Consider the following 21,008-nt stretch of genomic DNA (forward strand, 5'->3'; position numbering starts at 1 on the left):
CCCTCGGCGCCCACGCGCCCGTTGACAGACCCAACCAGCCTCATCGGCAGCTCCTCTCGGCGGCCTCGACCACGTGCGCGGCGAGGACCGCCGTGGTCACCGACCCGACCCCTCCCGGGACGGGCGTGATCGCGCCCACGACGCCCTCGGCGGCGGGGTCGACGTCGCCGACGAGCGAGCCGCTCCCCTCGTCCCAGTTGATGCCCACGTCAATGACGACCTGCCCCGTGCGCAGCGCGCCCGCGCGGACGGCGCCGGCGTGCCCGGCGGCCGCGACCACGACGTCGGCGCGGCGGAGCTCGCCCTCCAGGTCGACGGTGCGCGTGTGGCACATCGTGACGGTGGCGTTTCTCGCCAGAAGCATCATCGCGACCGGCCGGCCGATGACGAGCGAGCGCCCCACGACGACGACGCGCGCGCCCTCGAGCTCGCAGCCGTAGTGATCGAGCACCGCGAGCACCGCCTCCGCCGTGCACGGCGGGAACCCGACCTCGCGGCCGGAGAAGACCCCGCAGAGGGAGGCATCGGTCACGCCGTCGACGTCCTTGGCGGGGTCAAGAGCGGCGCAGGCCGCGTCCTCGTCGAGGTGCGCGGGCAGCGGCCGCAGGAGCAGGCAGCCGTGGACCGCGTCGTCCGCGCTCACGTCCCGGATCGTGCCGAGAAGGACCTCCTGGCTCACGTCGGCGGGAAGGACGAGCGACCTCGTCGCCACGCCGACGCCCTCGCAGCGCCTGAGAGCCCCGCGCTCGTAGGCGAGGTCGTCGGGCCGCTCGCCCACGCGCACGACGGCGAGGGTCGGCGTGACGCCGCGCGCCGCCAGCGCGTCCACGCGCGTGCGGAGCCCCTCGGAGAGGGCCTTCGCGACCGGGGCTCCCCGGAGCAGGCGCGCCGTCACCGGACCGACCTCTCCGCGAGCCGGCGCGCGACGGCGCGCGAGCGCGGGACGAACTCGTCGAGCATCTCCGCGCAGGCGGACTCGATGCTCGAGGTGGTGTCGTCGGCGGGCAGGGCGGCGGTGTTGACGAAGACGTTGACGCTCGCCGCCTGGAGGGCGGCGGCGGCGAGCAGCGCGCCGCAGGCCACGTCCGAGGCGAGCAGGCGCGAGCAGCGCCCCTCCATCTCCTCGAGCAGCACGATCGCGCGGCAGCACTCCCCCATCATCGCCAGGGGCGCCATGCAGGCGCCCCGGACCGCCCGCTCGATCGCGGGGGCGCGGCGCGGGTCGTCGCGCGGGATCGCGTAGGCCTCGAGCACGGGCGAGAAGCCCGCCGCGTCGTCGCCGACGAGCTCAAGCAGGCGGAAGCGCACGTCCTCCGCGTCCTCCATGATCTCGCGCACCTCGGGCTCGACCGAGGCGAACCTCGGCTTTCCCACCGTGAGCGACCCCGCCATCGAGCAGAGCGCGGCGGCGAGCGAGCCGACGAGCGCCGCCGCCCCGCCCCCTCCGGGAACGCTCTCGTCCGAGGCGAGCCGGTCGGCGAACTCCTCGCAACTGAGCTCCGTGAGCCTCTCGTCCACGGGCATCCCTCCTCGTGCGCTGGGCCTAAAACAGGCCGACGATGCGGCCGTCGGGCGTGACGTCGATCTTCTCGGCGGCCGGGACCTTGGGCAGGCCCGGCATGGTCATGATGTCGCCCGTGAGGGCCACGATGAAGCCGGCGCCCGCAGAGACGCGGAGGTTGCGGACCGTGATCCGGAAGCCCTCCGGCGCGCCCAGCTTGGTCTGGTCGTCGGTAAAGGAGTACTGGGTCTTGGCCATACAGATGGGCAGGTTGCCGTAGCCGAGCTCCTCGAGCTGGGCGAGCTGGCGCCGGGCCGGGCCCGTGAAGTCCACGCCGTCCGCGTGGTAGACCCTCGTGGCGATCGCCTCGATCTTGTCGGCGATGCCGCCCTCCAGCTCGTAGGCGTAGCGGAAGTCCGACGGCTCCTCGCAGAGGCGCACGACCTCGTTCGCGAGGGCCTCGCCGCCCTCGCCGCCCTTGGCCCAAACCTCGGAGAGGGCGACGTTCACGCCGAGCTCGTTGCAGCGGCGCTCGACGAGGGCGAGCTCGGCAGGGGTGTCCGTCGGGAAGGCGTTGATGGCCACCACGACCGGCAGGCCCCAGACGTCCTTGATGTTGGAGACGTGGCGCAGCAGGTTGGGCAGGCCGGCCTCGAGCGCCTCGAGGTTCTCCTCGGCGAGGTCGGTCTTGGGGACGCCGCCGTTGTACTTGAGCGCGCGCACGGTGGCCACGAGGACCACGGCGGAGGGGGCCACGCCCAGGGCGCGGCACTTGATGTCGAGGAACTTCTCGGCGCCGAGGTCCGCGCCGAAGCCCGCCTCGGTAACCACGTAGTCGGCGAGCTTGAGGGCCGTCGTCGTGGCCTCCACGGAGTTGCAGCCGTGGGCGATGTTGGCGAAGGGGCCGCCGTGCACGAAGGCGGGGTTGCCCTCGAGCGTCTGCACGAGGTTGGGCTTGATGGCGTCCTTGAGCAGCGCCGTCATGGCGCCCTCGGCGCGAATGTCCGCCACGGTCACGGGCTTGCGGTCGTAGGTGTAGGCGATCACCATGCGGCCGAGGCGCGCCTTGAGGTCGGCGAGGTCGGTCGCGAGGCAGAAGACCGCCATGACCTCGGAGGCCACGGTGATGTCGAAGCCGTCCTGACGGGGCGTGCCGTCGGCCACGCCGCCGAGGCCGTCCACCACGTTGCGCAGCTGGCGGTCGTTCATGTCCACGCAGCGCTTCCAGACGATGCGGCGCGGGTCGATGCCCAGCTCGTTGCCCTGCTTGATGTGGTTGTCGAGCATCGCGGCGCAGAGGTTGTTGGCCGCGCCGATGGCGTGGAAGTCGCCGGTGAAGTGCAGGTTGATGTCCTCCATCGGGACGACCTGGGCGTAGCCGCCGCCTGCGGCGCCGCCCTTGATGCCAAAGACCGGCCCGAGCGAGGGCTCGCGCAGGCAGAGCATCGTCTGGTGGCCGAGGCGGTTCATCGCGTCCGCGAGGCCCACCGACGTGGTGGTCTTGCCCTCGCCGGCGGGCGTGGGGTTGATGGCCGTGACCAGGACGAGCTTCCCCTTGGCGGGACGGTCGGCGAGGGAGTGGATGTCCACCTTGGCCTTGGTGCGGCCGTACGGCTCGAGCATCTCCTCCGTGAGCCCCGCCCGCGCCGCGACCTCGGAGATGGGCAGCATCTCCGCCTCCTGCGCAATCTGGATGTCGGACTTGTACTCGGCCATAGTCGTCCCTCTCGTACGTCGCCACAGTTGTGACTACTATAACGCGGCGCGGGGACGCATGCGGCTCGGGGCTCAGGGCGCGTCCGCCACGCTGTCGCGCTCGACGAGCGCGGGCGGGATGCGGATGGCCACCGGCTGGTAGCCCGGCGCGGACCCGAGCAGCGCGTGCTCGACCGCCGTGCGCCCGCGCCCGAACAGGTCGAAGCGGACCGTGGTCAGGTGCAGGCGCGGCAGGGTGCGCTCGAGCGAGTCGTCCACCCCCACGACGCTCACGTCCTCGGGGACGCGCCTGCCGGCGTCCCGAAGCGCCGTCCAGATGCCGACCGCCATCTGGTCGTTGGCCGCGTAGACGGCGGTCACCCTCGGGTCGCGGGCGAGCCGCGCGCCTGCCTCGTAGCCGCTCTCGGCGGTCCAGTCGCCGCGCAGCGGCTCGCTGACGTAGAGGCCGCGCGCGAAGAGCTCGTCTCGCCAGCCCTTCTCGCGGAAGACCGAATCCACCGAGTAGGTGGGCCCGCTGACAAAGCGGATCTCTCGGTGGCCGTGCGCGAAGAGGTGCTCCATGACGAGATGCGAGCACTCGTACTGGTCCGAGTCGACGGTCGTGCAGAGCGGGTGCTCGTACATGGAGAGCAGCACCGTGGAGAGCCCCGGCTGGGGCGTGAAGCGCTCGAAGTCGCTCGCCTTGATGCTCATGCTGATGATGAGGGCGTCGATGGGCAGCGCCATCATCCGGCGCGTTGCCTCGGCGAGCGAGAGCGGGACGCGGTCGTCCATCTCGAGCGTGGTCACGGCGTAGCCCATCTCGCCCGCTGCGGAGAGGATCCCCTTGATGGTAGCGAGGTTGCCGAACTGGTCGACGTTGTAGAGGCACAGCCCCAGCGAGTTGTAGCGCCCGCTGCGCAGCGACTTGCCCGCGAAGTTGGGCCTGAACCCGAGCTCGCGAATCGCGGCGAGCACGCGCTCCCGCGTCCGCTCGCTGACGTTGGCCTGACCGTTGACCACGCGGGACACGGTCTGCTGCGAGACCCCCGCCGCCCGGGCGACCTCGGCCATGGAGACGGGCCGGGCGTCCGCAGCCGAGCCTTCGATCCTCTCCATCCGTCCCCTCCCCGACCGTCTGCGAGCTGTTCCGCCGTCCTGGCGGCAAACGGGGCGCGCGACCGGTGCACCCGCCCTATGTGTACGTTAACATCTGCCTAGGGTCCGCACGGGAGCAGGCGGCGAGCGGCGCCCATCCGCCCGCCTGCGACAGGAAGGGAGCACGCATGGAGGTCTCCTCGTTCGGCACGACGCCCGCAGGCGCCGAGGCCCACGTCTACACGCTCCGCTCCGAGCACGCGCGCGTGCGCGTCTCGGACTTCGGCGCGACGCTCGTCGGGATAGACGTCCCCGACCGCACCGGCGCCACGGCCGACGTCCTTCTCGGCTTTGCGTCGGTGGAGGGCTACGCCGGCGAGAACGGCGCGTGCTACGGGGGCGTCATCGGCCCCATGGCCAACCGCACCGACCGCGCCGAAGTCCCGATCGACGGCGTCGTCTACCACCTGCCGGGAAACGACGGGGCGCACGGCGAGAACAACCTCCACTCCGACCTCATGCATGGCCTGCACAAGCGCCTCTGGGAGGTCGGATCGACCGAGGGCGACGAGGCGCTGCGCCTCAGCTGCGCCCTCGCGGACGGCGAGCTGGGTCTGCCCGGAAAACGCACGTTCACCGCGTCCTACGACCTGAGCGAGCCCGAGGACGGCGTCGTGGAGCTGCGCATCGGCTTCGGGTGCACCACGGACGCGAGGACGTACGTGAACATGACGAGCCACGCCTACGTGAACCTCGCGGGGCACGACGCCGGCAGCGTGCTCGACGAGGTCGTCTCCGTGGACGCGGACGCCTTCCTCCCCCTGCGCGAGGACTCGGTCTCCGAGGGCGAGGTCCGCGACGTGACCGGGACCCCCTTCGACTTCCGCGCGCCCAAGGCGCTCGGGGCCGACATCGAGGCGGACTGCGAGCAGCTCGCGCGCGCCCGTGGCTACGACCACTGCCTCTGCGTGCGCGGGTGGGAGCCGGGCGGCGAGCCGCGCCACGCGATGCGCGCCGAGGACCCCGCGAGCGGGCGCGCGCTCGACGTCCTCATCACCATGCCGGGCGCCCACCTCTACACCGGCAACTGGCTTGAGGACGACGCCCCGCTCACCAAAGACGGGGCCTCCTACCGGCCGCGCCACGGCCTCGCCTTCGAGCCGGAGTTCTATCCGGATGCGCCCCATCACCCCGATTGGCCGCAGCCTGTCTGTGAGCCGGGACGCCCCTACTCGCAGACCATCGTGTATCGCTTCTCGACGGTCTAGGCCGCGCGCCGGAAAGTCCGTTCCGTACGGGGCCCCGTTCGCGGGGCCCTTCTCGTTGTGTCCGGGAATCGGCGTTCTTGTCGCCCTGCGATCTTGAAACTGCGGGGCTTGTTCCAGAGGCTTCCGGGAATCTCCGGGGTTGCGCGGAACGAGCGGCGTCCGGGCGCGCAACCTCCCGGATTTCCGGACACGCGGGCGACAAGAACGCCGATTCCCGGAACCCGTCGGGACAGGAACGCCGATTCTCGGAACCCTCCGGAACAACCCCGCCAATTCCCGGACGCAATGGGGACACGCCCCGACAAAAGCGGACCCGCCCGGCACGAGGTCCGGACGGGTCCGAGGGGGAGGGTCAGCCGCGCGGCGTCACTTCTTCTGGATGTACTTGAGGCAGTCGAGCGTGACGGCGAGCAGGATGATGATGCCGGAGAAGACGAACTGGAGGTTCGTGTCCACGCCGAGGATCGTGAGCGAGTAGGTCAGCGCGGTGAAGATCAGCACGCCGATCGTGACGCCCGAGATCTTGCCGATGCCGCCGGTGAAGGAGACGCCGCCGACGACGCAGGCCGCGATGGCGTCGGTCTCCCAGCCCTGGCCGTAGGCCGCGGAGCCGGAGCCGGTCATGCGCATGCACTCGAGCCAGGAGCCGAAGCCGTAGAGGACGCCAGCGAGCATGAAGGTGCCGAGCATGACCCAGAAGACGTTGATGCCGGAGACGGCAGCGGCCTCCTGGTTGCCGCCGACCGCGTACATGTTCTTGCCGAACGTAGTCTTGTTCCAGATGAACCAGACGATGGCGATGGCCGCGACGGCCCACAGGATGATCGTCGGGAACCCGTTGACCTTGGGGATGACCATGCTCGGGATCGTGGGCTCGATCGAGCCGAAGGAGACGCCCTTGGTCGCATAGGTGAGCAGGCCGAAGATGATCAGCATGTTGGCCATCGTGGAGATGAACCAGTGCATCTTGAACTTGGCCGTGAAGAAGCCGGCAATCGTCGCGAAGAAGGTGCAGAGCACGATGCAGACGACGAGGGCCAGCACGATGCGGGCGATCACGGGAACGGAGGTGAGGTCGAACGCCACGCCGAAGACGGTGCCGGTGTTGATGCCCTGGTGCATGATGATCGTCGAGGCGGTCATGCCCATGCCGACCATGCGGCCGATCGAGAGGTCGGTGCCCGTCTGGAGGATGAGGCCCGCGACGCCGAGCGCGAGGAACATGCGCGGCGAGGCCTGCTGGAGGATGTTGAGCACGTTGTTGGGCGTCAGGAGCTGGGTGCCCTTGACGACGGGCGCCGCGACGCACAGGCCGATGAAGACGGCGAGAATCGCGATGTAGAGGCCGTTGCGCAGCAGGAACTGGCGACGGTCGAACGTGTACTTGTAGTTCTCCCAGCGCTGCGCCTGGGACTCGGCGAGGGTGAACTTGGACATGCGGAGCATGTCGATCAGGTGGTAGCGGTAGGTGAAGGCCTCGTGGCCGCGGTCCTTGATGGCCTGGAGCGCCTTCTCGTACTCGAGCTTGGCGTCGAAGCGACGGTTCTTGTAGACGTAGTTCTCGTCCTTGACCTCGGCGCTGTCGGAGAGCTTGGCGAGGTTGGCCTGGTGCTCCTTCTCGAGCTCGGCGAGGCGCTTGTCATAGTTCTGCTTGGCGACGACGCGCTCGGCGGCGCAGCTCTGCTTGACCGCTGAGAGGTAGTCCTTCTCGTAGTGGGCGGAGAGGTAGGCGACGGCCTCCTTGATGAGGGAGTCGACCTGCGCCTTGTTCTTGCTCTCGACGGACTTGGCCTTCTCGAGGTCCCTCTGGTAGGCGGCGATGGCGCGGGAGCGCTCGTCCTTGGTCAGGATCTTGTCGCGCTTGGCGTCGTCGATCGAGCCCTGGAGCGAGACGACCTTGTCGGTGCCGTCGACGCGCAGCGCGTCGATCTTAGCCTGGATGGCGCCGACGTGCTCGTCGATGGGCTTGCGCAGCGCCAGCTCCTCCTCGGGTGTGAGTATTGCGGTTGCCATAGGTTATCCCCCTTACAGATACTTGGCGCTGAGGCGAAGGAGCTCTTCCTGGTTCGTCTCCTTGGTGTTGACGATGCCGGAGAGCCTGCCGTTGGACATGACGCCGATGCGGTTGGTGATGCCGAGGATCTCGGGCATCTCGGAGGAGACCACGATGATGGTCTTGCCCTCCTTCGCCATCTTGATGATGAGCTCGTAGATCTCGTACTTGGCGCCGACGTCGATGCCGCGGGTGGGCTCGTCCATCAGGAAGACCTGCGGCGCGCGCTCGAGCCACTTGCCGAAGATGACCTTCTGCTGGTTGCCGCCGGAGAGCGACGAGATCAGGTCGTCGGGGCCCATGCACTTGGTGTGCATGGTCTTGATCTCGTCGTTGGTGGCGTTGACCATCTTGGGCTTGGAGAGCGCGATGCCCGACTTGTAGTGGCCGAGGTTGGCGATCGTGGTATTGAACGTCAGGTCGCCCTTGAGGAAGAGGCCATTGGCCTTGCGCTCCTCGGTGATGAGGGCAAAGCCGTAGTCCATGGCCTCCTGGGCGTTGGAGAAGTTCATGAGGTGGTCGCGGAAGTAGACGCGGCCCGACGCGCGCGTGCGGATGCCGAAGATCGTCTCGAGCAGCTCCGTGCGCCCGGCGCCGACCAGGCCGTAGAGGCCGAAAATCTCGCCCTTGCGCACGTCGAAGGTGATGTCGGAGAGGTAGGGAGCGTACTTGGTGGAGAGGTGCTGGATGGAGAGGATCGGCTCGCCGGGCGTGTTGTCCACCGGCGGGAAGCGGTTGTCGAGCGAGCGGCCGACCATCGCGGAGATCAGCTCGTTCATGTTGGTGTCCGCGATGCGCTTGGTCATGACGAGCTCGCCGTCGCGCAGCACGGAGACGTCGTCGCAGATCTCGAAGATCTCGTCCATCTTGTGGGAGATGTAGATCAGCGAGATGCCCTGCTCCTTGAGCATGCGCATCATCGCAAAGAGCTTCTCGACCTCCTGGGTCATGAGCGAGGAGGTAGGCTCGTCCAGGACGATGACCTGGGCGTTGTAGGAGATGGCCTTCGCGATCTCGCACATCTGGCGCTGCGAGACGCTCATGTTGCGCATCGGCGTGCTGAGGTTAACCGTGAGGCCGAGCCTGCGGAAGAGGTCGGAGGCCTCCTTGCGCATGCGCCCCTCGTCGATCACGCCGAGCGCGTTGGTGGGGAAGCGCCCCAGGAACAGGTTGTCGACGACGTTGCGATCCAGGCACTGGTTGAGCTCCTGGTGCACCATCGCGATGCCGTTCTCGAGCGCATCCTTGGGTCCGGAGAAGGCGACCTCCTTGCCGTTGAGCAGGATGGTGCCCTCGTCCTTCTGATAGGTGCCGAACAGGCAGTTCATCATCGTGGACTTGCCCGCGCCGTTCTCGCCCATGAGGCCCATGACCGTGCCGCGCCGGACGTTGAGGTTGATGCGGTTCAGCACCCGGTTGCGCCCGAACGACTTGCTCATGCCCTGAATCGACAAGATGACGTCGTCTTGTTTGTTGTCAGCCAATGTTTCACCCCTTTTGCCTATTCGCGGCGCCCCTCGGCGCCTCGGGAAAACCTCAAAAGACAAGAACGCCAGACGCACGAGGAGGGAGGAGCGTGACCTCCTCCCTCCGATGGCTCCGTGTGTGTCAGCGGCCTGTCACCATGGGCTCACTACTGGAGCAGCGAGGTGTAGGACGCGCCGTTGTCCGTCTTCACCATGTTGATGGCGAAGCCGTCGTACTCGCTCGGGTTGCCGAGGCGGTTGGTAATGTTGGCCTCGGTCTGGCCGTCGCCGCCGATGTACTCGACCGTGAGGTTGAGCAGGTCGTCGTACTTCTCGAGCAGCGGCTGGTAGGTGGAGGACAGGAAGTTGTCCGCCGCGTTGTAGATGTCGAGCCAGACCTTCTTGTTCGGGCTCTTGGACTCGTCGAGCTGGCTGGAGGCCGTCTCGTAGAGGGTGGTGGAGTCCGTGAAGTCCTGGTAGTTGTCCGCGGTGACGGCGAGGTTCATCGCGTAGTAGGAGCGCTGCTCCTCGTTGTAGACGTAGTCATCCTCGGAGATGACGTTGCCCGCGTCGTCGGCGGTGGCGATGCCGGTGTTGATGTCAACGCCGTCGAAGACGTTGCGGAGCAGACGGAGCGTGAGGTAGGCCTGGACGGCGGGGTTCTGGGAGATCGTGCCCGCGTAGCCCTCGGCGATGGCCGCGACGGCGTCGGAGTTGGCGTCGTAGCCGAACGTCGGGACGTTGTTGTCCTTGGACCAGGCGTTGAACATGGACATGCCCATGCCGTCGTTGTTGGAGACGACGACGTCGATCTGGTCGCCGAAGGAGGAGGACCAGGACTGGAGGGCGTTGCCGGCCGTGGCGGCGTCCCAGGTGGCGCCGGACTGGTTCTTCATCTCCTGCGAGGCGAGCTCGCGGATGGTGTACTCCTTGCCGTCGTCGGCGGTGATCGTGGCGTCCTGGACGATCTCGGAGGAGCCGTCGGTGTTGGTGCCGACGGGCGTGGGGTCGATGTTGCCGTCGACCTCCTTGCCGGTGCCGAGCGCCTTGCGGGTGCCGCGGGTGCGGGCGATGGAGTCGTTGTGGCCGATGTCGCCGACGGCGAGGACGTAGCCGATGATGCCGTCGCCGTTGCGGTCGAGCTCGGCGGCGTTCTTCTTGATGTAGTCGAGGACCATCTCGCCCTGGAGGTCGCCGCCCTGCGTGGCGTCGAAGCCGACGTAGTAGGTGTTCTCGTTGAAGCTGAGGGCAGCCATGTCGAGCTCGCCCGTGGTGGAGTTGGACGGCTGACGGTTGAAGAAGATGACCGGCTTCTGGTTGTTGGGCACGGACTCGCCCGAGCCGCCGCCGTTGCCGCCCTCGTCACCGCAGCCGACGAGCGCGACCGTGCCGGCGCCCGCGAGACCGAGGCCGCAGACCTTCACGAAGTTGCGACGAGTCAGATCCATGTTGGGTTCCTTTCCCCGTTTCCCCGAGCGCGTCTCGAGCGCGCCTTGTCATGAGTACGTTAACACTCGCATGTACGGAGGCCGGGAACCCTCCCCGCTTCATCCGCCGACGGTCGCATGGGGCACGCGAACGGCGTCCGGGGGCGCGGGGTGGGCCCGGCGCGGGGCTACTCGTAGCGCTCGTCGAAGACGCGACGGGTCTTCTTCTCGCTTCTCGGCAGCACGCCGAGCTCCACGACCTTCACGAGCGGCGTGAAGCCGATGCGGCGCTTGACCTCGTGCGCGACGGCGTCGGCGGTCTCCAGGAAGTCCTGGGTGCCGTCGGTCTCCACGTAGATGCGCATGGTGTCGCGCCCCTCGAGGTGCGAGAGGCGAATCTGGTACTCGCTCGAGAGCGCCGGGAACGTCTGGAGGATCTCCTCGATCTGGCGCGGGAAGACGTTGACGCCGTGGATCTTGACCATGTCGTCGGATCGGCCCTGGAGCGCGTCGATGCGCGGGTAGGGGCAGCCGCAGGGGCAGGCGCCCGGGATGATGCGGCTGAGGTCGTGCGTGCGGAAGCGCACGAGCGGCGCGCCCTCCTTGACGAGCGTGGTGATGACGATCTCGCCCCACTCCCCGTCCGGCACGGGCTCGCCCGTGGCGGGGTCGACGATCTCCAGGTAGAGGTAGTCGTCCCAGTAGTGCATGCCGTCCTCGGCGTCGCAGGAGATGCCGATGCCGGGGCCGTAGACCTCGGTGAGGCCGTAGATGTCGTAGATCTGGATGCCGAGGCCCGCCTTCACGCGGTCGCGCATCTTCTTGCCCCAGCGCTCCGAGCCGATGACGCCCTTGGTGAGGGCGATCTGGTCGCGCATGCCGCGCCGCTCCACCTCCTCGGCGAGCAGCAGCGCGTAGCTCGACGTGGCGCCGATGACCGTGGTCTGCAGGTCCACCATGAACTGCAGCTGCTTCTCGGTGTTGCCGGGGCCCATCGGCACGACCATCGCGCCGAGCTTCTCGGCGCCGGCCTGGAACCCGATGCCGGCGGTCCACAGACCGTAGCCCGGCGTGATCTGGATGCGGTCGTCGGCCGTGATGCCGGCGAGCTCGTAGCAGCGACGGAACTGCTCGGCCCAGTCGTCGAGGTCGCGCGCGGTGTAGGGGATGATGACCGGCGTGCCCGTGGTGCCCGAGCTCGAGTGGATGCGCACGATCTGGCGCTCGTCCACGGCGGCGACGCCGAGCGGGTAGCAGTTGCGCAGGTCCTCCTTCTCCGAGAAGGGCAGCGCGAGAAAGTCCTCCTCGGTGCGGACCTCGGTGACGCCCGCCTCCTGGAGGCGACGGCCAAAGTAGTTGCCCGACGCCACGAGGCGCTGGACCTGCTCGTTCACGAGCTTGAGCTGGGACTCACTGATCTTCATGCTTGTCTCCCCTGTCAATTGGGGACAGTCCCCAATTTGCAGAAACGTTTTATGTGAATTGGGGACTGTCCCCAATTTGCAGGGCGCGGAGGTCGAGGTCGAGGAAGCGGGGGCTCACGAGGGCGCGCACGGCGTCGGCGAGGTCGTCTGCGGTGACGGGGCCGAGCGCGCCGGCGCGGGCGGCGGCGCCGAGCAGGACGACGTTCAGTGCCTTGGCGGTGCCGAGCTCGGAGGCCGCCGCGGCGGCGTCCACGACCACGAGGTTCTTCTCGCCCACGCGCTCGCGCAGGTAGGACCTGATGGCGGGCAGGTCGTAGGCCGGGCCGCCCGTGGACGCCGAGACGGGCACGACGGGCGCGTCGCTCGTGACAACCATGCCGTGCGCGCGCAGAAACGGAAGCTGGCGCGCGGCCTCGGCGGGCTCGAAGGCCACGATCGCGTCCGCGCGGCCGCGTCCGATGAGGGGCGAGCACGCGCCGGCGCCGATGCGCACGTGGCTGAAGACGGAGCCGCCCCGCTGCGCCATGCCGATCGTCTCGGCGGTCTTGACGGGAAGGCCCCGCCCCATCGCGGCGCGCGCGAGCAGCTTGGAGGCGAGGACGGCGCCCTGGCCGCCCACGCCGGCGAGGATGACGTTGGTGCTCACAGGCGCTCACCTCCCGAGATGGCGTGCGTGGGACAGATCTGCTCGCAGAGGGTACAGCCCGTGCACTGTGCGGCGTCGATCGCCACCTTGCCGGTCGCGGCGTCGGGCACGAGGGCGGGGCAGCCCAGCTCGCGCACGCAGCGCTGGCAGCCGACGCACCTCTCGACGTCCACCGTGCTTCTCGCCTGCGGCTTGGCGAGCACCACGCACGGGCTCCGGAAGATGATCGCCTTGACGCCCGGCTCGTCCGCGACGCGGCGCACGGTGGCGACGGCGGCCTCCAGGTCGAGCGGGTCCACGGTCTCCACGGTGGTGAGTCCGATGGCGAGAAGGACGCGCTCGATGCTCACCTTCTCCACAACCTGTCCCATCATCGTGCGGCCCGTGCCGGGGTGCGGCTGATGGCCAGTCATGGCGGTGGTGGAGTTGTCGAGCACGACGAGCGTCATGTTGGCCTGGTTGTAGAAGGCGTTCACCACGCCGGTGATGCCCGAGGCGAAGAAGGTGGAGTCACCCACGAACGCGAAGGCCGCGGTATCCGGCTCCACGTGCGTCACGCCCTGCGCGATGTTGATGCCCGCGCCCATGCACAGGCACGTGTCCACCATGTCGAGCGGCGCAGCGTTGCCGAGCGTGTAGCAGCCGATGTCGCCGCAGAAGAGCGTCTTGCGGCCGCGCATGGCACGCTTGACGGCGTAGAAGCTCGCCCGGTGCGGGCAGCCGGCGCACAGGACCGGCGGACGCACGGGAAGCGTGGGGGGCGCCGGGGTGGGAACGACGGCCGTCTGGCGGCCGAGGAAGGCGTCGAGCGCGCGGCCCACGCTCTCGACGGTGTTCTCGCCGGAGGGCTGGATGTCGCCGGTAAGCTTGCCGCAAATCTTTACCGTAAGCCCGCGGCGACCGCAGGTCGCGACGAGGGCGCGCTCTATCACGGGGTCGAGCTCCTCCACGCAGAGGACCTCATCAAGGCCGTCGAGGAACGCGGCAGCGAGGTCTTCCGGGAAGGGGTACGGCGTGGCCACGCGCAGAACGCGGACGTCGTCCCCCTCGCCCAGGTTCTCCGCGACGTAGGTCGCGCTGATGCCATGCGTGGCAACGCCGAGGCGCGGGCGCGCGGCGGGCCCCGCCGTCTGCGTCACGGTGTTTCTCGCGTAGCCGGAGAGACGCGCCGCGAGCTCCGCGTCGCGCGCCTCGATGGCGGCGTGGGCGCGCACGGAGAGCGCGGGGAAGATGACCCAGCGGGACGGGTCGCGCACAAAGCCCTCGGGCTCGCGGCGCTCCCACTCATCCGGGTCCGCCACCTCGACGTCCTCGTAGCCGTGGTCCACGCGCGTGGTGGGCCGCACGATCACGGGGCAGCCCAGCTCCTCCGAGAGGTCGAAGGCCTCCCCCATCATCTGGTAGGCCTCGCTCGGGCTGGAGGGGTCGAGAATCGGCAGCTTGGCGTAGGCGGCAAAGGTGCGCGTGTCCTGCTCGGTCTGGGACGAGATGGGACCGGGGTCGTCGGCCACGAGGACCACCAGACCGCCCTTGACGCCGATGTAGGAGAGGCTCATGAGCGGGTCGGAGGCGACGTTCAGGCCCACCTGCTTCATCGTCACGAGCGCTCGGGCCCCGGCATAGGCCGCGCCGGCCGCCACCTCGAGCGCCGCCTTCTCGTTCACGGACCACTCCACGTAGACGCCCTCGCCGCGACGCCCTGCCACGGCCTCAAGGACCTCGGTCGACGGCGTGCCCGGGTAGCCGGCCACCACGTTCACGCCCGCGGCGAGCGCGCCCACGGCCATGGCTTCGTTGCCCATCAGAAACTCTCTGTGCATGCTGACCTCCCTCGTTGCGCTGCACTCTATCAGAGTAAAGCGCTGATAGATGAATGCGACGCAAACCCGAAACGTGCGAGTTGTGTAAATTGGGGACTGTCCCCAATTCACAGGAGGTGGCGTGGCAGAGACGGCGACGGACAGGCTGAGGCTCGTCATCGGTGACGAGGGGCTGGCGCGGCTGGGCGAGGCCCGCGTGGCCGTGATCGGTCTCGGCGGCGTGGGATCCTCCTGCGCGGAGGCGCTGGTCCGAGGCGGCGTGGGACACCTCGTACTCCTGGACCGCGACGTGGTGGCGCCGAGCAACCTTAACCGCCAGGCGCTCGCGTTCACGAGCACCGTCGGCCGCCCCAAGGCCGAGGTCATGCGCGCCATGGCGCTCGACATCAACCCCGAGGCGGACGTCACCGCCGTGACCGCGTTTCTCGACAAGAACGCGCTGCCCGAGCAGATGGACGGGCTGGGGCCGCTCGACTATGTGGTGGACGCCATCGACACCGTGGCCCAGAAGCTGCGCCTCGCGCAGTGGTGCCAGGAGCGCGGCGTCCCCGAGCTCTCCGCGATGGGCGGCGCCAACAAGCTCGACCCCTGTCGCCTGCACTTCGCCGCCATCGAGGACACCGTCAACTGCCCGCTCGCGCGCGTCATGCGAAAGGAGTGCCGCCGCCGAGGCATCCGCGGCCTGCGCGTGCTCTTCTCGGACGAGGAGCCGGTCCGCATGGAGCGCATCTCAGACGAGCAGTGGCTGCGCGAGGGGTCGCTCCTGGGCACGATGAGCTACCTGCCCCCCATCATGGGCCAGATGCTCGCCAGCCGCGTGATCCGCGACCTCCTGGGGTGGGCGTGACGCAAGCCGCGTGCGACAGAACCCTCCGGGGCATCTGTCGCGCAGGGGCGTCCGCCACAAAATCACCGCTTACGCGCGACGTGGAAAGTTAGTAGGGTAGCTCCTCGCATTCGCCCGCCCTGCGGGTCCCGTCGAGAAAGGTCTGCCCCCATGCCCACCAACAAACGCGAGAGCCTCATCTTTACGATCATCATGTGCTTCTGCATGGTGCTCTGGATGTCCGTCTACAACGTCGCTCGCGTGCATGGCTGGAGCTTCGGCACCGGAACGCTGGCCGACGCATGGCTCGGCTTCCCGCCGGCCTACGTGGTGGCGATGCTGCTGGACGTTCTTCTCGCCAGCCGGTTTGCCAAGTGGTTTGCGTTCCGCTTCCTGGTGACGCCGGGCAAGAGCAGCCGCCTTGCCATCACGCTGGCCATCAGCACGATGATGGTCTTCCCCATGGTGCTCTTCATGTCGCTCTACGGCGCGCTCGAGGCGTTCACGCACGTGGGCGACCCGGCCATGATCCTGCCCACGTGGATCGCGAACATCCCGTGGAACTTCGTCGCCGCGCTGCCGTGGAACCTGCTGGTGGCGGGCCCGCTCTCGCGCTGGGTCTTCCGCCACGCGTTCCCTGAGGGGACGGTGCTCGCGGAGCCGGTCTGCGCGTAAGCGGGCGCCCGCAGCTCTCCCGGCAGATCGGGCCACCGATGGAACCCCACGGCATCGCGCTCGGGGCCCTTCGGCATGGCCTCACCGCATTGTATGCCGTGAGAGAAGGCTCGGAGCCTGTGCGAGGCACACGCCCGCGAGAATCACCACCACGCCCAGCCACTCGACGACGCCGAGCGGCTCGCCGAGCACGACCATGGCGATGAACAATCCCGCGGGAAGCTCCGCAGCGGCCATGACGGTTGAGAGGCCGGCGGGCAGGTGTGGCGACCCCAGGCCAAAGAGCAGCACGGGGCACATGAGACCGAAGAAGCCCGCGACCGCGGCAAAGGGCAGGATGCCCTGGAAGACGACGCCCGACACCAGGTAGTCCGGGCACACGGTGAGCGACATGACGCCCGCCCCCAGGCACACGACGAGGCCGCGCTGCTCGTTGGAGCAGAGGGCCTTCACCTTACCGGAGAGCGTCACGAAGAGCGAGCAGGTCACGGCGGCGCCGAGCGCGCAGAGGAGGGCCACCGGGTCGTAGCCCGCAAGCCCCGTCCTGTAGACGCCGCTCGCGAACACGGTGCCGAACACGATGACCGCCGCCGAGACGACCTCCACGAAGCGCGGAGCTCGGCGCGTCATGATGGTCTGCCAGACGAGCCCCATCCACGTGAACTGGAAGAGCAGCGTGAGCGCCACCGGTGCGGGCAGCACGCTCATGGCGTAGCAGTACAGAATCGAGGTCGTGCAGGTGAGGGCACCGAGCCCCATGAGTTTGAGCACCTGCTTGCCGGAAAGACGCTGCCACCGCACACCGCGCAGACGGCCGAGAAGCACCGCGAGCCCGAAGAACAGGAAGCCGAACCACGCCTGGCTTGCAACCACCTGCGCGGAGGTGAAGCCCGCCGCGTAGGCGAGCTTGTAGGTGGTCGCCATCGCCCCATAGCAGGCGCCGCCCGCGAACACCTGGAGTGCCGCCACCGCCCGGCGGCGTCCCGAGGGCGCCATCCCCGCAGACAGCATCGGCCGATCGATCACGTTTTCCATAGCCGTTCCTCCTCTCGCCCCGCAACGCGAGGCTTCGGCCCTGTGCGTCTCGGGCTCTCGGAGGGAGGCTGGCGCGTCATCACGTGATTGACGGCGCAAAAAGCCGCACAACCGGAGCTCCGTTGTGCGGCAAAAAGGTGGCTTGCGCCCAGAAAAGTCCACACGATTTTAGACGAACTGACTGTACGGGCCTTGGTTGCGGAAGTCAAGCAGGGGCGAGAAGTTCTTGTCGACGCTTGACACGGCGTGGGGAGTGCCCATAATGGGGCTCGGAAATCCCAGCGGATTTTTCCGGATGCCGCCATCATCTTTTCGCCGCTCACCTGTCCTTGGGCAGATGGGCGGTTTTTCTATATCGCGGTTTCCGGCGAGAGAAAGGGCAGCGTATGGCAAGCGATCTCATCGACCTCATCAAGACGCGCAGGAGCGTGCGCAGCTACAAGGCGGACCCCGTCCCCCAAGAGCTGCTCGACACCGTGCTTGAGGCGGGCACCTACGCGCCCACGGGCGGCGGGCACCAGTCGCCGGTGATCGTGGCCGTGACGAGCCCCGAGACCCGCGAGCGCCTGCGCGCGCTCAACGCCGCCGTCATGGGCAAGGAAACCGACCCGTACTACGGCGCGCCGGCCATCGTGGTGGTGCTCGCCGACGGCGGACGCGGCACCTTCGTGGAGGACGGCTCCTGCGTGCTCGAGAACCTCATGCTCGCGGCGCACGCCGTGGGCCTCTCCAGCTGCTGGATCCACCGCGAGCGCGAGATCTTCGACAGCGAGGAGGGCAAGGCGCTCCTGCGCGACTGGGGTCTTCCTGAGACGCTTCGCGGCGTGGGCGCCATCGCGCTCGGCTACGCCGACGGCCCCGAGCCCACCGCCGCCCCGCGCAAGGACGGCTACGTGGTGCGCGTGTAGCTCAAACGATTCACACGTTCCGGAAAGGGGCGCTCTGCCGGCAGCATCGATGCTCCCAGCAAAGCGTCCCCTGTCCGCCTGCGACGCTAAAGACGAGTCCTCACGCTGCTCACGCCGTGGAGCATCTTCACAAACGCCGGATCGTCGTGGTTCACGATCTCGCTGTGGTCAAGGGTGAGCTCGGCAATCTGCGCCATGTCATCTGCGGTAAGCTCGAAGTCCCACACGTCGATGTTCTGCTCCATGCGGTCGCGGTGCACGGACTTGGGGATAACCACCACACCGCGCTGGATGTTCCACCGCAGAGCCACCTGAGCCGCAGTCTTGCCGTACTTCTCGCCGATCGCGATGAGGACGGGGTGCGTGAAGATGCCGTGGTTGCCCTCTGCGAAGGGACCCCACGCCTCGGGCACCACGCCGTACTCGCGCATCGTGGCAAGCGCCGCCTCCTGTGAGAAGAACGGGTGCAGCTCCACCTGGTTCACGGCAGGCGTCACCTCGACGGTCTCGCAGAAGTCCGCCAAGCGCGCCGGATAGAAGTTGCACACGCCTATGGCGCGGATGGTGCCAGCGCGGTACGCCTCCTCCATGGCGCGCCAGGCCCCCACGTAGTCACCGAGCGGCTGGTGGATGAGATAGAGGTCCAGGTAGTCAAGATCGAGCTTGTCAAGCGAGGTCTGGAGCGCCGCCTTGGCACCCTCGTAGCTCGCGTCCCGCACCCAGAGCTTGGTGGTGACAAAGAGCTCCTCGCGAGGCACGCCGCTCTCGCGAATGGCGGCGCCCACCGCCTCCTCGTTCATGTAGGCCGCCGCCGTGTCGATGAGGCGATAGCCGCAGTCGATGGCGTCGAGCACCGCCTGCTTGCATACCGCAGGGTTGGGTACCTGGAACACCCCGAAGCCCTCACACGGCATCTCGATACCGTTGTTGAGCGTCACGGTCTGAACGTTTGCCATGGTAGATTCCCTTCTCGCCTAATCGCACCGTCCTTTGACCCCACCATCATGCTGCGAAAAGCGAATGCCGCGCCCTACGCATTCGAGCAGTTAGCATGCATAACGTGCATACTGAGAAGGACACACCAGAACACGGGAGACACCCATGACCATCGAGCAGCTCGAGCACATAGCCTGCGTCGCACGAACGGGATCCATATCCCGCGCCGCCGCCGAGCTCCATATGTCCCAGCCTGCGCTCAGCCGCTCCATCCGGCGGCTTGAGGACGAGCTTGGCTGCGGCCTGTTGCGCCGCACCGCGAACAGGTCGGCGCTCACCGAGGCGGGCTGCATCGCGGCAGACTACGCCGACGACCTGCTCCGCACTTATCGGCGCATGCGAGACGAACTGTCCTCGCTCGAGACGCGCCGACGCACGCTGAGGATCGGCACCTGCGCTCCAGCCCCGCTCTGGCGCGTCACGCAGCTCGTGGTAGAGACAACGCCCGGCACCATCGTCGCTTCGGAATCCCTTGATGAGCAGCATCTGCGCCGCGGACTTATGGAGGACACGCTCGATGCCACCATCACGCTCAACCCGCTCGTGCTCCCCGGCTTTATCTCGCAGCCCATCATGACCGAGAGCCTCTCGGCGCTCCTGCCGCGCACGCACCCGCTCGCGAGCAAACAGACGCTGCGCTTTTGCGACATCGACGGCGAGACCTTCCTCATATACACCAACATCGGCTTCTGGCGCAGCATCGTCGAGCGCGAGCTGCCGCATGCGACATTCCTCTGGCAGGAGGATCGCTCGATGTTTGAGATTCTGCTCTCCACGAGCGATGCTCTCGCGTTTAGCACCGAGGCGGCAACGCCGTATACATCGCATCAGACCGAAAACGTTGCCCGCGTCGCGGTCCCGCTCAGCGACGCCAGCGCCCGCGCGACGTTCTATCTTGTGTATCGCACGGACGGGCAGGGCAAGGGCTCTGAGCTCATCGAGCGCGTGCTACCACGGCTCTCTCGCTGAGCCCCTCCCCGCGCGCACTCGTTGCGCCTCTCGCTAGAGCCCGAAGAGCCCCGCCGCCGCGGCCATCTTGTCGGCAACCTTCACGCCAAAGGGACAGCGGCCCTCGCACGCGTGGCAGGCGATGCAATCCCCCGCATGGGCATCGAGCGCGCGATAGTGGTCGCGCACAGAATCGGGTACCTCGTTGTGCAGGGCGGCGAGGTCGTAGAACTTGTTGACCGTGGGGATGTCGATGCCCTTGGGGCACGGCGCGCAGTGGCCGCAGTAGGTGCACTGACCCAGGTAGGCGTGGCGCGGCGCCCCGGCGAGCACGCTCGCATAGTCGCGCTCCTCGGCAGAGGCGGTCTCGTAGGCAACGGCCTCGACCACGTGCGCGGGCGTGGAGAAGCCCACCATGATGCTCGCTACCGCCGGGCGCGTGAGCGCGTAGTGGATGCACTGCACGGGCGTGAGCGCCACGCCGAAGGGCGAGGTCGCCGCGTCGAGCAGACGGCCGCCGGCGTACCCCTTCATGACGGTGATGCCCGTGCCCGTCTCCTCGGCGCGCGCGTAGAGCTCGGCGCGGTCGGCGTTGATGCCGCCCTCCCCCACGCCCGTGTAGTCGCCAAAGAGGTCGTCGAGGTTCTCGGTCGCGGGCATCATGTCAAAGGCCGGGTTCACCGAGAAGAGCATCATCTCGATCTCGGGGTTCTCGGCAACGCGTCGCGCGACCTCGGTGTTGTGCGTGGAGAGACCGATGTGGCGGATGGTGCCCGCCGCGCGCAGCTCGCGTACGTAGCGCATGAAGGGGCTGTCGCCCAGAACGATCCGCTCGTACTCCTCAACCTTGTCCACGTAGTGGATCATGCCCAAGTCGACGTAGTCGGTGTGAAAGCGCTCGAGAAGATCCTCGAAGGCCGGCCTCACTAGGTCGAGGTCGCGCGTGCGCGTGTACTGCCCGTCAACCGTGACCGACCCCAGGTGCCCCTGGATGACCCAGCGCTCGCGGCTGTCGAGCTCCCGGAGCGCGTCACCCAGGTTGGAGCGGCGCGTGGCATCGTTCATCCAGCAGTCGAGAATGTTGATGCCCGCCTCCTCCGCGGCGCGCACCACCGCAAGCGTCTCCTCGGGCGAGCGGTCCATCCATTCGCCGCCAAAGCCGATCTCGCTCACCTCGAGCCCCGTGTTGCCCAGCTTGCGGTAGTTCATGGCTCCTCCTCGC

At 68.1% G+C, this 21,008-nt stretch carries 18 protein-coding genes; 5 read left to right on the plus strand and 13 right to left on the minus strand.

The window, feature by feature from the left end; genetic code table 11:
- Positions 1-40: 40 nt before the first annotated feature.
- From H6A07_RS00540 to H6A07_RS00555, 4 genes are all read right to left on the minus strand, one after another.
- Entirely contained in the window at positions 41-895 is an 855-nt protein-coding gene (locus H6A07_RS00540; protein ID WP_204812326.1) for a tetrahydrofolate dehydrogenase/cyclohydrolase catalytic domain-containing protein, read from the minus strand.
- On the minus strand, positions 892-1,518 hold the full coding sequence (locus tag H6A07_RS00545; protein ID WP_342636518.1) for a cyclodeaminase/cyclohydrolase family protein: 627 nt from the start codon (positions 1,516-1,518) through the stop codon (positions 892-894). Before H6A07_RS00545 ends, H6A07_RS00540 begins: the two co-directional genes overlap by 4 nt.
- A gap of 25 nt (positions 1,519-1,543) precedes the next feature.
- Positions 1,544-3,217, minus strand: a complete 1,674-nt coding sequence (locus H6A07_RS00550) for a formate--tetrahydrofolate ligase (protein ID WP_204812330.1) — start codon at positions 3,215-3,217, stop codon at positions 1,544-1,546.
- A 72-nt stretch (positions 3,218-3,289) separates the two neighbouring features.
- On the minus strand, positions 3,290-4,315 hold the full coding sequence (locus H6A07_RS00555; RefSeq protein WP_239470950.1) for a LacI family DNA-binding transcriptional regulator: 1,026 nt from the start codon (positions 4,313-4,315) through the stop codon (positions 3,290-3,292).
- Between the two features lie 167 nt (positions 4,316-4,482).
- On the opposite strand from H6A07_RS00555, the gene H6A07_RS00560 reads away from it, so the two are divergent.
- Positions 4,483-5,562, plus strand: a complete 1,080-nt coding sequence (locus H6A07_RS00560; RefSeq protein ID WP_204812332.1) for an aldose epimerase family protein — start codon at positions 4,483-4,485, stop codon at positions 5,560-5,562.
- Positions 5,563-5,928: 366 nt separating this feature from the next.
- Here H6A07_RS00560 and H6A07_RS00565 read toward each other — a convergent pair whose 3' ends face one another.
- From H6A07_RS00565 to iorA, 6 genes are all read right to left on the minus strand, one after another.
- Positions 5,929-7,575 carry a galactose/methyl galactoside ABC transporter permease MglC gene (locus H6A07_RS00565; RefSeq protein ID WP_204812334.1) on the minus strand — a complete coding sequence of 549 codons (1,647 nt, stop codon included), beginning with the start codon at positions 7,573-7,575 and terminating at the stop codon, positions 5,929-5,931.
- Between the two features lie 12 nt (positions 7,576-7,587).
- A complete protein-coding gene (locus H6A07_RS00570) occupies positions 7,588-9,099 on the minus strand; it encodes a sugar ABC transporter ATP-binding protein (RefSeq protein ID WP_204812336.1) in 1,512 nt (503 codons plus the stop codon).
- 149 nt (positions 9,100-9,248) lie between these two features.
- Positions 9,249-10,529, minus strand: a complete 1,281-nt coding sequence (locus H6A07_RS00575; protein WP_204812338.1) for a substrate-binding domain-containing protein — start codon at positions 10,527-10,529, stop codon at positions 9,249-9,251.
- 167 nt (positions 10,530-10,696) lie between these two features.
- The gene (locus tag H6A07_RS00580; RefSeq protein WP_204812340.1) at positions 10,697-11,932 is read right to left on the minus strand and encodes a phenylacetate--CoA ligase family protein; all 1,236 of its coding nucleotides are present in this window, start codon (positions 11,930-11,932) and stop codon (positions 10,697-10,699) included.
- Between the two features lie 49 nt (positions 11,933-11,981).
- Complete coding sequence (locus tag H6A07_RS00585) at positions 11,982-12,578, minus strand: 2-oxoacid:acceptor oxidoreductase family protein (RefSeq protein ID WP_204812342.1); 597 nt, start codon at positions 12,576-12,578, stop codon at positions 11,982-11,984.
- The gene (gene iorA / locus H6A07_RS00590; protein ID WP_204812344.1) at positions 12,575-14,398 is read right to left on the minus strand and encodes an indolepyruvate ferredoxin oxidoreductase subunit alpha; all 1,824 of its coding nucleotides are present in this window, start codon (positions 14,396-14,398) and stop codon (positions 12,575-12,577) included. The genes H6A07_RS00585 and iorA overlap by 4 nt, the downstream gene beginning before the upstream one ends.
- Positions 14,399-14,519: 121 nt before the next feature.
- Here iorA and H6A07_RS00595 point away from each other — a divergent pair, with 121 nt between their 5' ends.
- Together H6A07_RS00595 and H6A07_RS00600 are read left to right on the plus strand one after the other, a co-directional pair.
- Positions 14,520-15,245 carry a tRNA threonylcarbamoyladenosine dehydratase gene (locus tag H6A07_RS00595; protein WP_342636519.1) on the plus strand — a complete coding sequence of 242 codons (726 nt, stop codon included), beginning with the start codon at positions 14,520-14,522 and terminating at the stop codon, positions 15,243-15,245.
- Between the two features lie 150 nt (positions 15,246-15,395).
- On the plus strand, positions 15,396-15,899 hold the full coding sequence (locus H6A07_RS00600; protein WP_204812346.1) for a DUF2798 domain-containing protein: 504 nt from the start codon (positions 15,396-15,398) through the stop codon (positions 15,897-15,899).
- Positions 15,900-15,980: 81 nt separating this feature from the next.
- Here H6A07_RS00600 and H6A07_RS00605 read toward each other — a convergent pair whose 3' ends face one another.
- Positions 15,981-16,934, minus strand: coding sequence for a DMT family transporter (locus H6A07_RS00605; RefSeq protein WP_204812348.1), 954 nt, complete (start codon positions 16,932-16,934; stop codon positions 15,981-15,983).
- 386 nt (positions 16,935-17,320) lie between these two features.
- Here H6A07_RS00605 and H6A07_RS00610 point away from each other — a divergent pair, with 386 nt between their 5' ends.
- Complete coding sequence (locus H6A07_RS00610) at positions 17,321-17,842, plus strand: nitroreductase family protein (protein WP_204812350.1); 522 nt, start codon at positions 17,321-17,323, stop codon at positions 17,840-17,842.
- 86 nt (positions 17,843-17,928) lie between these two features.
- On the opposite strand, the gene H6A07_RS00615 is transcribed toward H6A07_RS00610, so the two are convergent.
- Positions 17,929-18,798 carry an aldo/keto reductase gene (locus H6A07_RS00615; protein WP_204812352.1) on the minus strand — a complete coding sequence of 290 codons (870 nt, stop codon included), beginning with the start codon at positions 18,796-18,798 and terminating at the stop codon, positions 17,929-17,931.
- 145 nt (positions 18,799-18,943) lie between these two features.
- On the opposite strand from H6A07_RS00615, the gene H6A07_RS00620 reads away from it, so the two are divergent.
- Positions 18,944-19,807 carry a LysR family transcriptional regulator gene (locus H6A07_RS00620; protein ID WP_204812354.1) on the plus strand — a complete coding sequence of 288 codons (864 nt, stop codon included), beginning with the start codon at positions 18,944-18,946 and terminating at the stop codon, positions 19,805-19,807.
- A gap of 33 nt (positions 19,808-19,840) precedes the next feature.
- Here H6A07_RS00620 and H6A07_RS00625 read toward each other — a convergent pair whose 3' ends face one another.
- On the minus strand, positions 19,841-20,995 hold the full coding sequence (locus tag H6A07_RS00625) for an aldo/keto reductase (protein WP_204812356.1): 1,155 nt from the start codon (positions 20,993-20,995) through the stop codon (positions 19,841-19,843).
- Between the last annotated feature and the right edge of the window lie 13 nt (positions 20,996-21,008).

Origin of the sequence: Olsenella uli (genome assembly GCF_016899935.1) — a bacterium.
Taxonomy (GTDB): domain Bacteria; phylum Actinomycetota; class Coriobacteriia; order Coriobacteriales; family Atopobiaceae; genus Thermophilibacter; species Thermophilibacter uli_B.